The 18,030-nt window shown below is 72.4% G+C and carries 10 protein-coding genes; 2 read left to right on the top strand and 8 right to left on the bottom strand.

Annotation, left to right across the window (positions count from 1 at the left end; translation table 11 throughout):
• Positions 1-84: 84 nt before the first annotated feature.
• Positions 85-858 (bottom strand): SRPBCC domain-containing protein, encoded by a 774-nt coding sequence (locus tag WME83_RS50575; RefSeq protein ID WP_437316888.1) that lies wholly within the window; start codon positions 856-858, stop codon positions 85-87.
• Between the two features lie 40 nt (positions 859-898).
• Positions 899-3,136: a substrate-binding domain-containing protein gene (locus tag WME83_RS50570; RefSeq protein ID WP_437316887.1), complete on the bottom strand. Its 2,238-nt coding sequence runs from the start codon at positions 3,134-3,136 to the stop codon at positions 899-901.
• A 264-nt stretch (positions 3,137-3,400) separates the two neighbouring features.
• On the opposite strand from WME83_RS50570, the gene WME83_RS50565 reads away from it, so the two are divergent.
• Positions 3,401-4,591 (top strand): hypothetical protein, encoded by a 1,191-nt coding sequence (locus WME83_RS50565; RefSeq protein WP_437316886.1) that lies wholly within the window; start codon positions 3,401-3,403, stop codon positions 4,589-4,591.
• 13 nt (positions 4,592-4,604) lie between these two features.
• Here the strand turns inward: WME83_RS50565 and WME83_RS50560 are convergent, their stop codons facing one another.
• Genes WME83_RS50560 through WME83_RS50550 form a run of 3 tightly spaced genes read right to left on the bottom strand, consistent with a single transcriptional unit; the run spans position 4,605 to position 10,950 of the window.
• On the bottom strand, positions 4,605-5,609 hold the full coding sequence (locus tag WME83_RS50560) for a tetratricopeptide repeat protein (protein ID WP_437316885.1): 1,005 nt from the start codon (positions 5,607-5,609) through the stop codon (positions 4,605-4,607).
• 32 nt (positions 5,610-5,641) lie between these two features.
• A complete protein-coding gene (locus WME83_RS50555) occupies positions 5,642-8,599 on the bottom strand; it encodes an nSTAND1 domain-containing NTPase (protein WP_437316884.1) in 2,958 nt (985 codons plus the stop codon).
• The gene (locus WME83_RS50550; RefSeq protein WP_437316883.1) at positions 8,596-10,950 is read right to left on the bottom strand and encodes a glucosyltransferase-I; all 2,355 of its coding nucleotides are present in this window, start codon (positions 10,948-10,950) and stop codon (positions 8,596-8,598) included. Before WME83_RS50550 ends, WME83_RS50555 begins: the two co-directional genes overlap by 4 nt.
• A 330-nt stretch (positions 10,951-11,280) precedes the next feature.
• On the opposite strand from WME83_RS50550, the gene WME83_RS50545 reads away from it, so the two are divergent.
• Positions 11,281-12,693, top strand: a complete 1,413-nt coding sequence (locus tag WME83_RS50545; RefSeq protein ID WP_437316882.1) for a sigma 54-interacting transcriptional regulator — start codon at positions 11,281-11,283, stop codon at positions 12,691-12,693.
• A gap of 137 nt (positions 12,694-12,830) precedes the next feature.
• Here the strand turns inward: WME83_RS50545 and WME83_RS50540 are convergent, their stop codons facing one another.
• The 3 genes from WME83_RS50540 to WME83_RS50530 all read right to left on the bottom strand — a co-directional run bounded on the left by WME83_RS50540 (position 12,831) and on the right by WME83_RS50530 (position 17,982).
• Positions 12,831-14,885, bottom strand: a complete 2,055-nt coding sequence (locus WME83_RS50540) for a M12 family metallopeptidase (RefSeq protein WP_437316881.1) — start codon at positions 14,883-14,885, stop codon at positions 12,831-12,833.
• A 566-nt stretch (positions 14,886-15,451) separates the two neighbouring features.
• The gene (locus WME83_RS50535) at positions 15,452-16,639 is read right to left on the bottom strand and encodes a glycosyltransferase family 4 protein (protein WP_437316880.1); all 1,188 of its coding nucleotides are present in this window, start codon (positions 16,637-16,639) and stop codon (positions 15,452-15,454) included.
• Positions 16,636-17,982, bottom strand: coding sequence for a phenylacetate--CoA ligase family protein (locus WME83_RS50530; protein WP_437316879.1), 1,347 nt, complete (start codon positions 17,980-17,982; stop codon positions 16,636-16,638). The genes WME83_RS50535 and WME83_RS50530 overlap by 4 nt, the downstream gene beginning before the upstream one ends.
• Positions 17,983-18,030: the final 48 nt, after the last annotated feature.

Below are 18,030 nucleotides of genomic sequence, written 5' to 3'. Positions count from 1 at the left end.
TGCACGCGGAAACAGTTTCAGCGTTTCGTTGAAGATGGCTCGACCGCGCGAGGCCACGTGGCCAGCCCGCCTTTGCATGGGCCGTCAGTACACGGCCGTGATCATGGGCAGCGCCTCGTACCGCAGCCCAATGTTTGCCTTGATCGCAGGGTCCTCGCTCTGGAATGTACGGAGCTCGGCTTCGTCGCGGACAGCCACGATGCCGACGCCCCATACGCCCGCCGGGTCGGCGACGGGCCCGAAGGCGATCACGCGGCCCTCGGCGAGCTTGCCGCGCCAGTACCCGCCGTGTGCCTGCATGACCGCGCGCTCGTCGGCCGTCATGTCCTGCATGAAGGTCGCGCGCGACGGCAGGAGCCGGCAGAGATAGAAGCGCAGCTCCGGCTGCGGCGCGACGTGGCTCGCGAGCCGACCCAGGGCACGCTCCCAGCCTGCCGCATGGCTCTCGCACGACGCCGCACGAGCGCCAAACCCGGTGTGGCGGACCGTGAGGCGCGTACCCGTCCCGACCGCGTCGAGGAGATAGGAAATCGTCGTCGGGGGCCCGTGCGCGTCCCACGACGGCTCCCATGTCTGGACGAGCTTTCGCGGCGGATCGAGCTCGAGGACGCTGCCGCCGACATGGAATGGCTTCCCGTCTGCCCCTACGCCCTCGCTCCGCCAGGCCCCTCCGGCGTGAAGGTCGATCGTGAAGGCGGTCGCGCGAACCATCTCGGCAGGACCCCACCACGCCGTGAGCTCGTCGGTGGTCAGCGCGCGGAAAACGCGCTCCGGTGGCGCGGCGATCTCGACGCGAGCGAGGATCGTCCCTTGCGCGACATCGGCGATCGAACAGGCTTGGATGCTCTTGGATGTCATGGTTCCTCCAGGTGACGCTGCAGCGATTCGAGATTGCGAGCTAGCGCGCGCCCCGCCGGGCCTTGAGCGAGCGCCCCCCCGCCGGCGCGAGCTCGCGGAGCGCCGCCGACAGCGACGAGAACGTGGCCAGCGCGCCGAGGTCGACGTCGACGAGGCTCCTCGCGATGTCGGGCCGCACGCCGACCAGATAGACCCGCGCCCCGAGCATGGCGGCCGCGCGGCTCGTCATGCCGAGGGAATGCGCGACCTGGGCGTCCACGAACGGCACGCCCGTGAGATCGAGCAGCACGCACAGCGCCTCGTGCCGGCTCACCCCCTCGGCCACCTTCTCGAGCACCTGCTGGGCGCGACCGGCGTCGATCATCCCGATCAGCGGCACGAGCAGCACGCCGGGCAGCAGCGGGATGAGCGGACAGCCCAGCTCGCGCACCGTCTCCGAGAGCGCGCGCTCGCTCGCATACGCCTTCTGCAGGTCGACGTGCTGCGCCGACAGCGACTCCACCAGCGCGTCGCGCTCCAGGGCCGCGCCGAGCAGCGTCCCCCAGATCGCGACCGTGCCCTCGTCGCCGGTCATCGCGACGATGGTCGGGCCGACCAGCGCCAGGATCCCCCAATCGCGCTGCGCAGAGCGGATCGGCAAGAGAAACACCGAATACGTGCCGTCCGTGGCCGCGGGCGGCAGCATCGTCTCCGGCGGGAACGCCTCCAGCCGGCAGCGGCTGCCGTCCGGGGGGACCGGGCTGCCGTCGCGGCTGTACGCGCCGGCGATGACGAGCTCCGCGCGCGCCGCCGGATCGTCCCATAAGGCAAGGCAGCCCCAGACCGCCGTGGTCGTCTCGAGCCACGAGAGCGACCGGTATTCCTGCTGGGTGCCGCCGAGCAGGGCGAAGCTCACCTCGTAATTGGTCCTCGCGAGCACCCCGAGCTGGTGGACATACTGCGTCTCGGCCGCGAGCCGGGCCCGCGCGATCGCGAGGCGCGCGAGCTCCAGGAAGTCCTCCACCCGGCGCCTGGCCGCCGCGTCCAGGGGCGCGCGGCGCCGCTCGGGGAGCTGGCCCAGGAGCCGCGCCGTCGCCAGCAGCGCGCCCAGATCGGGGGTGATGTCGACCGCCTGCCGATAAGCGCGCTCGAGCTCGGCGGCCGGCGCCGGCGCGGCGCCGCGCAGCGCCGAGAAATACATGTCGACAACCCGCGTGACCGCCGGCCATACGTCGGTCGGCGGGGTGTCGGGCGGGAGCGGCCGGGGCAGGATCAAGAGCTCGACCATCTGCCGGGCGACGGCGTCGACGGCGTCCTCCTCGGGCGCCTCGTCCCTCGCGTCGAGGAAGTTCTGGATCACATTGCATCCGCACGAGCTCCGCTGGATCAGCGCGTTCGCCGTGCGCACGCCCTCGGCCGGGAAGGGGTCGCCGGCGATCATCGTCAACATGAGCTCGCACGCGGCGCTCCCCATCATCTCGAACCGCTGGCGCACGGTGCTCAGCGGCGGATCGGCGCTCTGCGCCTCCGCGACGTCGTCGAAGCCGATGATCGCGAAATCCTCGGGGAGGCGGACGCCCGCCGCCTTCAGCGCGGACATCATCCCGAGCGCGTTCTTGTCCGTGCCGAAGACCGCCGCCGTGCACCCGGGCAGCCGCGCGAGGAGCTCGGGCGCGACGGCCCGGCCGCCGCTGTACATGTTGTTATCGCACGGGATGACCAGATCGGGGTCGAAGGGGATCCCCGCCTCGGCGAGCGTGTCCTTGTAGGCGTCGCGGCGCTCGCGCACGTCGTACGCGGCGAAGTTGCCGACGAACGCGATGCGCCGGTGCCCGTGCTCGATCAGGTGGAGCACCGCGCTCCGGACGCCGCCGTGGTTGTCCGGGAGCACGGCCGGGCAGACGATGTCGGCGGGACGGGCGCCGAGCGTGATGAACGGCACCCCCGCGCGCGCGAGCTCCGCGAGGCCGTCGAATTCGATGATGACGATCCACCCGTCCACCTGGTCCCTGCCGAGCGAGGGCGCCTGGACCTCGGACGGCGTGCCGCGCAGCACCAGCGTGCGATGGCCGCGCTGCTGGGCCGCCTCGTGAATGCCGATCAGGACAGGGCCCCAGAACGCGCCCGAGAGAAAGGGGGCGACGACGCCGATGGTGCGAGGGCCGGCCGCCCCGCGCGGGACGTCGGACCGGCGCGCCGCTGCGCCGGAGGTCCCCCTGGCCTGCCGCGACGCGGTGCCGGGGAGGTCGCCCCACTGCTCCGGCAACGGCACCCCACTGCGCTGGCGACCCTGACCCATTTCCGACGGCCTCCTGCTGTCATGCCTGGTCGCCCTCCCCACGACGGCTGCGGACCCCTCCAGCGTACACGCTGGACTGGGGGCCCGGGCGAGAAGTCTGGCATTCTGCCGTGGAATCCGGAGCGAACCGTCAGACCGCGGACACGGCCACCCCACGATACCGGGCCGCCGTCGCCCCGCGGCGCGAGGGGCGCTCCGGCGCCCGCGCGTCGGGCGAGCCGCGCGCCCGCGCGTCGGGCGAGCCGCGGGTGCTATCGTCGTGCGATGCGGTACCGCGACGAACGGGACGCGCTGCGCGGGCGCGTGGACAGCCTCGAGGAGCAGCTCGCTTCGGCCAGGAAGGAGCTCGAGGATCAGCGGGACGACGGCCGGGCGGCGCGCGTCGAGCAGCTCGAGCGTCAGATGGACGAGGCCCGCCACGTGCTCGATCAGCTCGGCCGCGAGCTCGACGATTTGCGGGGCCGGCCGAGGCGCTCGCTGATCGTGCCGGTCCTGGCGACGATCGCGGGCCTGGGCTTCTGCGCCATGGTCGCGGGCTACGCGATGATGCGGCCGGAGTCTTACGCGATCAACGGCCCGCCGCGGCCGATCGCGGCCCCGCCGCCCGAGCCCGCCCCCGTGCCTCCGGCGCCCCCGCCCGAGCGCGCGCCGGCGCCGCCGGAGCCCGCGCCGGCCCCGGAGGCGCCGCTGCGGACCCGGACCGCGACGTGGAAGGCGACCGTGGCGCGCGCCACGGGGCTCCCCCTCTCGGCCGGCGCGCCGTGCACCGTCGAGGCGAAGCTCACGAGCTCGGGCGACGACCTCCGCGTGCCCGCGCTCGACGTCGTCTGCGGCGGGAGGGCGATCTACCGATCGAGCGATCCGCTCAATGGCATGTCGATGTTCCGCAGCGGCGTGGAGGAGGACTGGGGCGCGGCGCCCGGCACCTATGTTTATGCGCTCTCCTACGACGACAAGGGAGCGCGCGCGGGGGAGAGGGCCGAGGTCTCGCTCGACAGCCTCGGCAAGACCGGCGCGGTCTGGCGCGACTCGGCGCCCGCGTACCGCGTCGAGCTCACGCTGTCTCCGCAGAGCGCGCCCGTGGGCGGGGAGCCGCTCCTCGACGCCACCGGGAAGGCGCTGCGCCGGTCGGCGCGCGTCACCGAGGCCACGGGCCCGAGCCCGGTGAAGGCGGGCGCGAAATGCGCGCTGCGCGCGTCGCCGATCCCGCGGTCCGACAAGTGCCGCACGCGCATCGAGTGCGGCGGCCGCATGCTCTACGGCGCCGGCACGACCGGCATGTCCGGGTGCGCGGTGGACGAGGGCCGGGTCGTCCGCGTCCACGACGGGAACACGACCCAGAACGGCGGGGATCCGGCGCTCGATCTCGACGTGGCCGCGGCGCGGGCGACCCTGCGCGACGAGGGGAAGGGCGGCGCGTGGACCGTCGGGATCACGCTCGATCCCGGCGAATAGGCATTTCGGCGGCTCAAAAAGAGAGCCGCGCCGACAGCCCGGCTATCGCGCCCGACGCCGCGGGCACGATCCGGAGCTTCACGCCGCCGCGATCCTCGCTGCGATAGGTCCGCGGCATGTTGAAGAACACCAGGACCGCGCCTGCCGCCAGGGTCGCGCCGCCGGCGATGAACAGGCCGGTGGCGACGCGGCCCTCCGTGAGCCCCCGGCTGGTCGTGTCCGTCGCCGTCGGAGCGCAGCTCGACGTGCACGACTCTTCGAACCGCTGCTCCGCCCCTTCCAGGTGCTCGTCGGCCTGCCAGCGCAACACCGCGCCCGCCAGCCCGAGGCCCGCGCCGGCCCCGACCACGGCCCACGGCTTCCAGGCGGCCCACCGGCGCACCGTGACGATGCCGTCGGCGCTCAGCGTGAGCGCGCCCGAGGCCTGCGCCCCCGCGAGCACGACGACGGGCTCGACGAGGGGGAAATACCCCTCCTTCCGCGCGCTGATGACATGCTCTCCGGGCGTCACGAACCGGCGCGCCGAGCCCGGACCGACGAACCACGGCCTCCCGTCGAGCAGCACCGCGGCGCCGGGCTCATCGCAGCGCATCTCGACGACGGCCAGCTCCCGCTCGACGAGCTCCTTCATCAGCGCGCGCGCCTCTTCATGGTCCTCCGGATCGAGCGACGCCGGCCCCCACCGGAGCGCCAGGCGCAGGTTCTCGTAGGCGAGCAGCGGCATGCCCATCATCTTGAGCACCCGGCCGAGGTAGAACCGGAGATCCGGGTGCTCCCACAGGGCGAGCGCCTCCTCGTACTTCTTCTTGGCGTCGCCGAGCACCATCCTCCGGTGCAGGTCCCGCCCCTGCATGAAGAGCTCCAGCGCCGCCTGCTTGCGCGCCTCCGGGACGCCCTCGTGCCAGGGGGGCAGCGCCGCCTCGGCCTGAGCCCACGCGGGCGCGGCCCGGGACGCGAGGATCGCGATCGAGAGCCATGAACGGATCGCGGCGCGCGCGCTCGTCGGCGTCCTCTGCACGGGGGATGTTCGATGATCTCCCGGGGCGCTGTTTACCTCAAGCGCTCCCGGATCCGCCCGACGGAGCGCTGGATGAGCTGCTCCAGCTCCTCCTTGCTGCGTCGCTCGTCGTCCGCGGCTTGCTTGGCCTTCCGCGCCTCGGCGCCGGCCCTGGCCCGCTCGTCGTCGGCCTGCGCCTCGGCGCGCCGCGCCTCGGCCTCGGACGTCCGCGCCTCGTCGCGCGCCGTCCGCGCCTCGCCGGCCGCGGCGCGCGCCCGCTCGGCCTCGGCCTCGGCCCTGTCCCTCGCCTCCTCGGCCTCCTTCTGCAGCAGCTCCGCCCGCTCCCGCTGCTCTTCCGTGCTCATCCTCGCTTGCTCGGCGGCCTGCCGCGACGCCGTCTCTCTCGCGAGCGCCTCCTCGAGGCTCTCCTCGGTCCGGCGGATGTCCGCGAGCTGCGCGCTGATGACCCGGTTCTGGCGGACCACCGTGACGATGCCCGCGGTGGCCCCGACGACCAGGAGGGCCAGGCTCGCGATGGTCCCGACGATGAGGTTGCGCTTCCTGCGCTGCGCCTGGCCGGCCAGCCCGATCACGGCGTCGAGGTAGCGCTGCTCGCGCTCGGGCAGCCGGCGCTCGGAGCGCTCCCGGAAGCGGCGCGCCTCCTCGGCGAGCTTGCCGCGCCACAGGAGGTCGTCGGCGCCGCCGCTCGACGCCCAGTGCCGGGCCGCGGCGCGCAGCTTGTCCAGGAACACGGCGTCTTCCTGGTTCTCGTCGAGCCAGCGCAGCAACGTCGGCCAGCGCGCGATGAGCGACTCGTGCACGATCTCCACCTTGCTGCCGGCGTTGTCGCGCCCGGTCTCGATGGCGAGGAGCCGCGCGTCGGCCAGCAGGTGGACGACGCTCTCGAGCTCGTCGGGGTCGCCGTCTCCGGGCAGCTCGCGGAGCTCTTCCAGGCTGGCGATGGCCCGCGTGCGCTCGGGCGTGACCAGGCGCTCGAGGATGGCGCGGCAGAGCTTCGCCTGGCGGCCGCCGAGCCCGGCCAGCACCGCGTCGGCGTGGCTCGCCAGCGTGCCGGCCACGCCGCCGATCGCCTCGTAGCTCGCCCGCGTCAGGAGCCGCCGATCGCGGTCGCGCATGTCCCACAGCCGGGCCGCGGTGAACTGCAGGAGGGGGAGCGCGCCGTGGGTCGTCTCCAGCATATCGAGGATGCCGTCGACCATCGCCGGGTCCTCGATCTCGTACCGCGCCGCCTGGATCGGCTTCAGGAGCGCGTCGCGCAGCCCCTCCCGGCCGATGGGCGAGAGGAACACGAGCCCGCGGGTCACCCCCGCCATGAAGCGCCTGTCCTCGGCGACGCGCTCGATGAAGTCCGAGCGGGTGGAGAGGATGACGCGCAGGGGCGAGGACGCGTCGTCGGCGACGCCCTCGAGGCACGAGAAGAAGGCGGCGCGATCGCGCGCGTCGCACGAGAGCGTGTAGAGCTCCTCGAACTGATCGACGAACAGCACGACGCGGCGCTGGTTCCGGGCCGACCACGCGCGCAGCGCGGCGCCGAGGTAGCCGGGCTCGGCGCGCAGCCGCTCGATCCGCTGGCCGCGCGCGGAGTCGCGGGCGAGCGCCGCGGGCGCGCCGTCATCGGTCTTGGCCTCGGTCTTTTCCCGGAGGGCTGGATGGCCGAGCAGATCGGCGAGCGCGGCCATCGGCGCGCGGCCCGGCCGCATGACGAGCGACGCCCAGCCGGCGCCGGAGCGCTTGAGCGCCGGGATGATCCCCGCCCTCACCAGCGAGGATTTCCCCACGCCCGAGGCGCCGACGATGGCGAGGAGCGGCTGGCTCTTCAGGCGCGCGACCATGCCGGCGATGTCGTCTTCGCGGCCGAAGAAGCGGTCGGCGTCGACCTCCTGGAAGGCCGACAGGCCGGCGAAGGGGCTCTCGGCGGCGCCGAGGACGATCTCGCGACGTCCGGGCAGGAGCGGCGTGAGCTCGGCGAGGAGCTCCTGGGCCGAGGCGAAGCGCTCGGATCGCCGCCGGCGCAGGCACCGCTCGACGATCGGGCCGAGCGGGCCGAGGTCGCCCCGCCCCGCGCCGAGCGCCCGGGCCGGCGCGTCGAGCGCGGCGGGACGCGCGGCGCCGGGCGCCCCCGCCTCGTCGAACGGGTGCGCGCCGGTCACGAGCTCGTGGAGCATGATGCCGACGGCCCAGATATCCGTGGCGTGGTCGATCGCCTCGCCGGCCCGCTGCTCGGGGGACATATAGGCGAGCGTGCCCATGACGGCGCCGTCGCGCGTCAGGGGAAGCGCGCCCGCGAGATCGGTGGGGGCGTGAAGCGCGGGAGGAGCGCGCTCGTCGCGCGCGGGGGCGGCGTCGAGCTGCTTGGCGATGCCGAAGTCGAGCACCTTGATGGCGCCGGACGCCTCCAGCATGATGTTCTCCGGCTTGAGATCGCGGTGCACGATGCCGAGCTTGTGGGCGCACGCGAGGGCGCGCACCACGGGCACGATCACCTCCGCCGCCGCGCTCGTCGACAGCGGGGTGGCGGCGGCGCCCCTCGCCGCGCCAGCCGGCCTGCGCTGCTTCATCCACGCGCGGAGGCTCTGGCCTTCGATGTATTCGAGCACCATGTAGGGGTATCCGTCGTGCTCGTCGACATCGTAAATGGTCACGATGTTCTCGTGCTTGCAGCGCGCGGTGGCGCGGGCCTCCACGAGGAATCGATCGAGCCGGGGACCGGTCAGCGTGGTGAGGAGCTTGATGGCCACGAGGCGGCCGAGCCGGACGTCGCGGGCCAGGAAGACCGTGCCCATGCCGCCGCGGCCGAGCTCGCGAATGAGCTCGTAATGGCCGAGGAACGTCCCGGCGGCGACGGGCAGCTCCTGCGGCGCTGGTCGCGAAGCGCCGATCGCCATCGCCGCGGCGCGCTCGTCGGCGCGTGGATCGTGGGCGGACGGCGCCGGGCGTGGCGGCGGCGCGTCGGTGATCAGGGTCGGCGAGCCTCCGTCCTCCGGCTTCATGGGCGGAGCGCCGTTCGGACGAGCCGGTAGCTGCGCCCCTGCGCGCTCACGAAGAACACGTCGCCGGTGGAGGTGCCCCATACGGCCGTCAAATCCACGAGGTCCCATCGCACCGGCAGCCAGGATACCCCGTCGAAGTGCAGCACGGTGCCCCACTCCCCAACGGCGAAGACGTCGCGCGGGCCGCTGCCCCATACGTCGTGGAGATCATCATCGCCCTGCGTAGCCATCGACGTCCACACGCTGCCGTCATAGTGCAGCACGGTGCCCTCCGCGCCGACGGCGAAGACGTCGCTCGGGCCGCTGCCCCACACGCCTCTGAGCGGAACATCGACCGGCGAAGCCATCGAGGTCCAGGCGCTGCCGTCATAGTGCAGCACGGTGCCCTCCTCCCCGACGGCGAATACGTCGCTCGGACCGCTGCCCCATGCGTTGTAAAGCGACGCATCGACCGGCGAAGCCATCGAGGTCCAGGCGCTGCCGTCGAAGTGCAGCAAGGTGCCGAACTCCCCAACGGCGAAGACGTTGCTCGGGTTGCTGCCCCATACGCCGTGGAGAGGCGCATCGACCGGCGAAGCCATCCTGTCCCAACCGCTGCCGTCGAAGTGCAGCAAGCTGCCGAGCTCCCCAACGGCGAAGACGTCGCTGGGGCCGTCGCCCCATACGTCGTGGAAACGGCCAGAGCTCGGCGAAGGCATTGAGGTCCAGGCGCTGCCGTCGAAGTGCAGCAAGGTGGCGTCCCCAACCGCGAAGACGTCCCTCGATCTCCTGCCCCATATGCCGCGGAGAGCGGACGGCGCAGGGTCCGAGGAAGGCAGCTCCATCGGCTCCATACCGCTAAAATGCATCACGACGCCGACGCCGACGGCGAAGACATCATCGGCCCCATCGCTCCATACGCCATGGAGAGCTGCATCGGTCGGCGAGGCCATCCGCGTCCAGGAGCCGCCATCATAGTGCAGCACGACACCGGAGTCTCCGACGGCGAAGACATTGGCCCCGCCCCCCTGCACGTCGTTGATGGTCACATCGACCGGCGAAGCCATCGAGATCCACGCGCCGCCGTCGTAGTGCAGCACGGCGCCCCGCTCCCCAACGGCGAAGACGTCGCTCGGACCGCCGCCCGACACGCCGGAGAGATGCACATAGTCCGTCGAGTCGACCGGCGGAGCCATCGGCTTCCAGGAGCTGCCGTCATAGTGCAGCAAGGTCTTCGCCCTCCCAACGGCGAAGACGTCGCTCGGGCCGCTGCCCCACACGGCGGTGAGGGCATGGCCGGACGTCAGATCCATCGGCGTCCATGAGCTGCCGTCATAGCGCAGCACGACGCCGGCGCCGGTGCCATAGGGGCCCAAGCCTCCGACGGCGAAGACGTCGCTCGGACCGCTGCCCCACACGTCGAAGAGATGCACATTGCCCGGCAGAGCGGCCGGCAGATCCACCGGTGTCCAGGAGCTGCCTTCACGATGCACCAGGACGCCGGGGGCATGGGGGCCGGAGTCGCCGACGGCGAAGACGTCACTCGGGCCGCTGCCCCACACACCGGACAGGCGCGCCTCGATCGGCATCGACTCCGGTGTCCAGGAGCTGCCGTCGTAGTGCAGCAGGGAGCCCCACCCGGCGGCGTAGACGTCGTTCGGCCCGCTGCCCCACACGTCGCTGAAGCGTGACCCCGCCGTACGCATCAATCGCCAACCGAACTCGCCGCAGCCCTCGACGTCCAGCGCGTCGCAGGCGCGCGCGCAGGTGGGGCGACCGAAGTCAAAGCGGAGATCCACGCAGGAGACGGCCGCCGGAGCGGCGGGGTCGCACAGCTCCTCCTCCGCGACCTCGCCGTCGCCGCAATGACGCCGGCAGTCCGGGCGGCACAGCCCACCAGCGGACGCGTTCTGGCGGTCGCGGCATGACGCGTCCCGGGGCGCGGCGGCGTCGGCGCCGCAGTCGCACTCCTCGCCGGGATCGAGGATCGCGTTGCCGCAGATCTCCCGCCGGCAGCTCGCGCCGCACCCGTCACCCGGCTCGACATCGCCCTCGTCGCACTCCTCGCCGCTCTCCTGGATCCCGTTGCCGCAAACGTCGCGCGGCGTATCGGGAGAGACGCACTGCGGCGCTCCGCCGATCGGGGTGACGCACCTGTAGGCGCCGAGGCAGTAGCCGTCTCCGCAGGGGGTGGACGCGTCGCCCGCACACGCGGCCGCGAGCGCCGCGAGGAGGCTCCACATCAAGGACAGGCGTTGGGTCATGGCTCGATCGAGAACAGAGGGTGATTCGTGGCTCGGAACGCCTCCGGCGCTGTGCCTCTCCGAGCCGCGGCAAGTCCACAGCAATCCATGTGCCGCGGATGCCTGCACGGGAGCGAGCCCGAGCGCCGCGTCCCGCGCGCCGGCACGTCGGATGGCACGCGCACGGGCACCGGCACACGGGCACGGGCACCGGCACACGGGCACCGGCACACGGGCACCGGCACACACGGCCGGGTCCGGGGCAGCCCGCGCGCGCTCGCGGCACGGCAGCGACGGCGCTGCGCTCCTGCACCGCGGCGGATGCCCCCCTGCACAGGGCGTGCGAGCCGCGTTACACTCCGCAGGGACGTGGTGCCCCCTGCACGGAACACGACCCTCGAAGACGCTGCCGGCCTCCCTTCGGAGCACCTCGGACCCAGGGAGCCAAAACCCGGGCTGTTGCTCATCTTCTCGGCGGACGGCCCCCGCTGCGACGTGCTCCCGCTGGAGGACGGCGAGATCGAGCTCGGGCGGTGCGAGGTCGCGGGCGTGCACCTGGACGACCAGCGGATGTCGCGGAGGCACGCGCGCGTGCGCCGGCTCGGCGGCGCGTGGCAGGTCGAGGACCTCGACAGCCGGAACGGCACCTGGCTCGACGGCGTCCCGCTGATCGGCGCGCGCGCCGGCGCCGATTTCCGGATCGTGCGCACGGGCTGGTCGGTGTTCCTGCTCCTGGACGACGTCGAGCCGTTCCGCGTGGGGGTCTCGCGCAACGGCGGCACGATCCTCGGGGCGACGCTCGCCCGCACGTGGGACGCGATCGACCGGGCGGCGCACCTCGGGACGACGCTGCACATCGCGGGCGAGAGCGGAACGGGCAAGGAGCACGCGGCCCGGGCGTTCCACGCCCTCGGCCCGCGGCGCGACGGGCCGTTCGTCCCCGTGAACTGCGCGGCCATCCCGACGGGGCTGGCCGAGCGGCTGCTCTTCGGCGCCCGCAAAGGGGCGTACTCGGGCGCCGCGGCCGACGCCGAAGGGTACGTGCAGGCCGCGCAGGGCGGGGTGCTCTTCCTCGACGAGGTGGCCGAGCTCGACCTCGGCGTGCAGGCAAAGCTCCTGAGAGCGCTGGAGGCGAAGGAGGTGATCCCGCTCGGCGCCTCGCGGCCGGTGAGCGTGGATTTCGCGCTGGTGTCGGCGACCCACAAGGACCTGCGGGCGCAGATCGCCGCCGGGAAGCTGCGCGACGACCTCTTCTTCCGCATCGGGCGGCCCTCGGTCCGCATGCCGCGGCTCTTCGAGCGACCGGAGGACGTCCCGTGGCTCGTCGATGCGGCCCTGCGACATGCGGCGGCCGGCGCGCGCGCCGAGGCGAGCGCGCCCCCTCGGGCGCATGCGTCGCTGATCGAGGCGTGCCTCCTGCGGGCGTGGCCAGGGAACATTCGAGAGCTCACCGCGGAGATCCGGGCAGCAGCGCAGGAGGCGCACCTCGCGGGCAGCCCGGTGGTGTACGAGCGGCACCTCTCCCCGTCGGCGGGGCGGCTGGCCGACCCCGGGCCGCCCGCGGTCGTCTCCGCCGTCGCCGCGGCCGGGGCGGCGAAGGCCGCCGCGCGAGCGCCGCAGCCGGCGGCCGAAGAGCGGCAGCCGGCAGCCGAGGAGCGGCAGCCGGCGGCCGAGGAGCGGCCGCCGGCGGCCGAGGAGCGGCCCTCGCGGCGGGCAGCGTCGCGGCCCGCCGAGGAGGAGATCGAGGCGGCGCTGCGCCGTGAGATGGGCAATGTGACGCGCGCGGCCAAGGCGCTCGGCATGCACAGGAACCAGCTCCGCCGCTGGCTCGCGCAGCGCGCGGCGGGCGGGGACGAGGACGCGGGGGGCTGAGCGCGCAGCGCGGATGCCCCGCCTGCGCGGCGGCGCCGCTCGCGTCCCGGCGGGCCGGCGGGCCTCGCGGGCGCAGGGCGGCCTGGCGGCTCTAGCGCCGCTCAGGCCGCCCCCGCGCCGTCAGGCCGCCGTTCGACTCACCAGTTCGCCCTGTGGTAATCGAGATCCGAGCTCGTCCCGATCGACAGCGAGTAATCGCTGTACCAGACGTAGACGAGGGAGTTCGAGCCCGTGATGTCGATGCCCCGGATGTTCCCCGCCGTCTTGCCCGGCGGCAGGCTGTACGCGTACGGCGCGGACTCGCTGTCCAGATCCGTCGACGTGCCGACGCTCACGGTGCCGTCGTCGTACCAGGTGTAGACGTCGTCATCGGGCGTGATCCCGATCTCGACGATGTCGGAGATCGTCTTGCCCGGCGGGAGGGAGAAGCTGGTCGGGGACGTGTGGAGATCGAGATCCCCGCTGCTCCCGGAGCTCACCGTACCGTCATCGTACCAGGCGTACACGTGGTCGGTCGACTTCGCGATCGAGATCGCGATGATGTCGGCCACGGTCTTCCCGGGCGGGAGCGAGAACGACGAGGCGGCGGTGTGGGCGTCGAGATCGAAGCTGGACCCCGAGCTCTTCGTGCCGTTCGAGTACCAGGCGTAGATGTGATCGTTGCTCGCGACGGCCATCGCCACGATGTCGCCGGGCACCTTGCTCGACGGGGGCGAGTAGCCGTACAGCTCCTGCACCGAGCGGATGTCGCCGGCGCTGAGCGAGGTCCGCTGCGCGGAGAACGTGGAGCCGTCGGACGCCTTGACGAGGGTCGGGCTCGTGTCGTTGATGGAGAAGGAGTACGAGCTGTAGAGCATGATCGAGCCCCAGTCGAACTGGTAGAGATCACGACCCTCGCAGTGCTTGTCGAAGTTGTGCGCCTTGCCGGACTGGATGTTCGCCGTGTTGACGGTCAGGTGGTCGTCCCGGTCGCAGCGGCTCTGCTCGTGCCACAGCCCGATGGCGTGGCCGATCTCGTGCACGGTGGCGCCGAAGCCGCACCCGCCCGGCGTCGTGTAGCTCTGGGCCGCGCTCGTCGAGTCCAGATCGGTGGTGCTCCCGGAGGTCCTCGTCCTGTCGGTGAACCAGGCGTAGGTGACGTCGGTCGAGGAGATGTCGATCTCGGCGATCGTGTTCACGGTCTGCCCCGGCGGCAGGCTGAACGTGGCCGGCGCGAGGTCCGCGTCGAGGTCCGACGCCGTGCCAGCGCTGCGCTTGCCGTCCGAGTACCAGGCGTAGACGCGGCCGTTGCTCGCGATGCCGATGCCGCGGATGTTCCCGACGGTGTAGCCCGGAGGCAGCGAGTAGCTCGTGGGGCCCTGGTGCGCGTCGAGATCCCACGACGTGCCGATCGAGTACTTGCCGTCGTCGTACCAGGCGTAGACCTGATCGCTCGGCGAGATCGAGATGCCGACGATGTCGGCCGTCGTGTAGCCGGTCGGGAGCGTGTACGGATACAGGGGCCGCTCCGAGTCGAGGATCGTGCTGCTCCCCGCGGACACGTAGCCGTCGTTGTACCAGGCGTACACCTTGTCGGACGACTTCGCGATGCCCATCCCCACGATATCGGTCGCGCTCTGCGCCGTGCCGAGCCCGATCTCCTGCGGCCCCTCCTGCATGCCGACGGAGGACCAGCAGCCGTTGCTGTTGATGAAGTGGATGTAGTTCTCTTCGGTCGTCGGCAGGGTGATCGCGTAGAAATCGAAATCCGTGTTCGCCTCCCAGTGGGCGATGGCGTCCGCCACGCTGGTCTGCCTCTCCGGCGTCAGCGCGGAGTCGATCACGTAGGGGACCTGCCGATTCGGCCAGCGTAGGTCTCTGTCGCGGATGCCGACCCCCTTCGACTCCAGCTCGTCCGCGTTGCCCAGGACGATGTCGCCCTCGAAGATGGCCTTGCCGTCGATCACCTCGTAATGGAGCTCCTCGGGTCCGTTTTTGCCCTGCACGACCAGCGATCGCCATTCGCCCTTCCGCTTGACGCCGAGCTCGGCCGACAGCGACCCGGCGCACTCCGGGCTCGTCGAGTCGATCCCGCACCGGCCTTCCTCCGGCGCGGCGACCTCCGTCGCGCCGTCGCCGCCGCATGCTGCGCCCAGGAGGCCTCCGCCGAGGACGAGCATGGATGACAAGATAATGCCTTTGGACCTCTTCATAATCCAATCTCCTCAATGGGATCGCAATGGCGATCGTTCGGTAAAGCAATGACGAGAGCAGCACGAGCCCCTCGGCACGAGCTGCTCCTCGCCGGGCGGCCCTGCGCTCTCGTGAACAGGGTCGTTTCGGCCGCTCCGGCAGGCACGACATGGCGCGGCGAGCCGCATCACCCCTCGGCTGGCAGCGCCGGCGCCCGCTATAACAAGTCGTGTGCCATCGGCGCACCGCGCGCGAGAACGAGGCGCAACCACGGCGACCGCCGTTCTATCGAGGTACCGAACCCCAAATCCGCGGACTTACCAGCAGTACGGGCGCGCGCGGGCACGCGGGCACGCTGGCACACGGGCACGCGGGCACGCGGGCACGCGGGCAACTCGATTCACGGACACGCGGGCAACTCGGTTCACGGACACGCGGGCACACGGGCACACGGGCACGCGGGCAACTCGGTTCACGGGCATGCGGACACGCCGTCTCGCTGGCGTGGTCCGCCGTCTCGACATCCTGTCGGGTAACGGCAGGCCCGAGGAGACCGGCATCTCCTCGGCCCGCCGCCTCGGCCGCCCTACCCCCCGAGCACCTCGGCGTAGAGCTCCTCGTACGCGCGGACCATCTGGTCCAGCCCGAACCGCTCGATCACCCGCGCCCGCCCGCGCTCCCCCATCGCGGCCCGGTCGTCCCGCACCGCGACCGCCTCCAGCGCGGCCGCCAGCGTCTCCGGCGCCCCCGGCGACACGAGCAGCCCCGTCGACCCCTCCTCGATGATCTCCGGGTTGCCCCCCACCCGCGTCGCCACGATCGGCAGCCCCGCCGCCGCCGCCTCGATCAGCGTCAGCGAGATCCCCTCGGTCAGCGACGCGAGCGCGAACACGTCGAACGCCGGCAAGAGCTCCGCCACGTCGCCGCGCGTCCCCGTGAACGCGACCGCCCCGCCGAGCCCGAGCCGCGCCGCCTGCTCCTCGAGCGCCGACCGCAGCGGGCCGTCGCCGATCAGCGTGAGGTGCGCGTCCGGCCGCACCTCCCGGAGCCGCGCGAACGCCGCGAGCAGCGTCGCGTGGTCCTTCTCGGGCGACAGCCGCGCCACGCACCCCACGTGGTAGCCCGACGCCGGCACCCCGAGCCGCGCCCGCGCCGCGCCCGCGCCGCCCGGCCGGAACACGTCCGTGTCCACGCCGTTCAGGATCGTCACCACCTTGGCCGGATCGACCCGCTCCACCTCGAGCGCCACCGCGCGGGCGTCGTCGCTCACCGCCACCACCCGGTCGGTGAGCGCCGCGGCCAGCCGGTTGACCAGCACCTTCCGCTTCTGCTTCGGGTAGTTGCGCCCGTGCTTCGTGTGGATGACGCGCGGCCCCCCGCCCCCCGGCAGGCGCGCGGCCCGCGCGAGGCCCGCCGCCAGCGCGCCGTAGAGGTGCGGCCCCGGGTTGTGCGTGTGCACGAGCCGGATCCCCTCGCGCCGCAGCCACGCCGACAGCCGCACCGGCAGCCCCGGGTCGAGCCCGGGCCGCCGCGGCAGCACCACGAGCGGCACCCCGAGCCGCGCGAGCTCCTCGGCCAGCGCGCCGGGCTCCTCCAGCGCGCACACGATCGGCGCGAACCGGTCGCGCGCCGTCCGCTCGAGCAGCCGCAGCACCACCCGCTCGAGCCCGCCGACGTTGAGCGAAAGGACGACGTGGGCGACCTTCGCGGGCTGGCCCGGCGCGGCGCGCGGCCCCTCGCCGCCCGCCGGCCGGACCTCGGGGGCACCGCTCACGCCGCGGCCTCGCGCCCGAACTCGATCGGCACCTCGGACACCGTGAAGCGGAACTTCCCCCCCGCGGTGACCGGGATCTCGTCGACGAGCTCCACCCGGATGTCCGCCCGCTCGCCGAGGAACCGGCGCAGATCGCGCTCGATCGCGTGCGACGTCTCCGCCTGGTAGCCCGCGCCGGGGACGATCCGGATCGTGATCGCCCGCGACTTGTCCTGGTGGACCTGGTACCGCTCCACCGTCGGGTTGTCCTTGAAGAAGTAGGGGAAGAACACGGCCGAGAGGAGCTGGCCGTCCGGCCCGACGATCATGTCGAGCACCCGCCCCTCGACCGAGGCGAGCAGCGGCAGCCCGCGGCCGCACGAGCAGGACTTGTCGGCCGCGATCACCACGTCCTCGTTCTTGTAGCGGATGAGCGGCATCGACCGGCACAGGAGGTCGGTCAGGATCACCTCGCCCGGCTCCCCGGGCCGCGCGAGCCGGCCGCCGCACTGGACCTCGACGAAGATGTTCTCGATGTTGAGGTGCTTGCCCTCGCGGCGCTCGCACTCCGCGCCGATCAGCATCATCTCCCTGCAGCCGTAGCGATCGTAGACCGGCGCCTGGAACGCCTTCTCGATGACCTCGCGCTGGTGCGGGAAGAGCCGCTCCGCCGTGGCGATGATCCCCTTCGGCGTCGGCAGCCTGCGCCCCGCCTCGAGCGCGTAGCGCGCCGTGTAGTAGAGCGGGCTCGTGTACCCGACGACGAGGTTCGGCTGGTAGCGGAGGATCTCGTCCACCACCCCCGCGAGCCGCGCCTCCGACAGGTTCCACGCGCTGACGGTCTTCTTCCGGATGAACGCCTCGTGCAGCGTGCGCTTCACCTTCTTCCATCGGGGCTCGTGGGTCGGTATGCCCCAGATGTACAGCTCCTTGTCCCCGATGCGGCCGCCGGCCCACGCGTCAGCGCGCAGGGCGGCGGCCTGACGACACTCGTACGTGGTGTGATCGTAGAAGAACCGCGCCGGCTCCCCGGTCGATCCGCCCGTGCCGCTCCTGAAGAGCTTGCCGTTCCAGCCCTCCGCGATGAGCTCGTCGCCGTGCGCGCGGAGATCGGCCTTGGTCAGGACGGGGAAGCGCACGAGATCCTCGGGCGCGTGCACGTCCTTCACCCGCACGCCGTACTCGGCGAAGCGGCGCCGGTAGAAGGGGACCTTCTGCTCGGCGAAGCGGAGGGTCGCCAGCATCTTTCGCCAGTTGAGCTCGCGCAGCTCGCTCTCTGGCCGCCACTGGGACCGCTTCAGCTCCTCGAGATACGTCAGCGTCGCCCTCCTTCGGAGTTTCGTCTCGTAAACAGGAAAGAGCACGTTCCGAAAGAGTACTGAATACATATCCGCTGTCGGACGATTCTTTCG

Source organism: Sorangium sp. So ce385, assembly GCF_051474135.1.
In the GTDB taxonomy this organism is placed as follows: Bacteria; Myxococcota_A; Polyangia; order Polyangiales; family Polyangiaceae; genus Sorangium; species Sorangium cellulosum_D.
The sequence above is the reverse complement of the archived record's forward strand: the minus strand, read 5'-3'. Positions and strand labels throughout refer to the sequence as shown.

What these genes read in the sequence shown, in the direction of transcription:
- WME83_RS50575 (WP_437316888.1), bottom strand. Translation starts at nt 858, where the DNA reads ATGACATCCAAGAGCATCCAAGCCTGTTCGATCGCCGATGTCGCGCAA.
- WME83_RS50570 (WP_437316887.1), bottom strand. Translation starts at nt 3,136, where the DNA reads ATGGGTCAGGGTCGCCAGCGCAGTGGGGTGCCGTTGCCGGAGCAGTGG.
- WME83_RS50565 (WP_437316886.1), top strand. Translation starts at nt 3,401, where the DNA reads ATGCGGTACCGCGACGAACGGGACGCGCTGCGCGGGCGCGTGGACAGC.
- WME83_RS50555 (WP_437316884.1), bottom strand. Translation starts at nt 8,599, where the DNA reads ATGAAGCCGGAGGACGGAGGCTCGCCGACCCTGATCACCGACGCGCCG.
- WME83_RS50540 (WP_437316881.1), bottom strand. Translation starts at nt 14,885, where the DNA reads ATGAAGAGGTCCAAAGGCATTATCTTGTCATCCATGCTCGTCCTCGGC.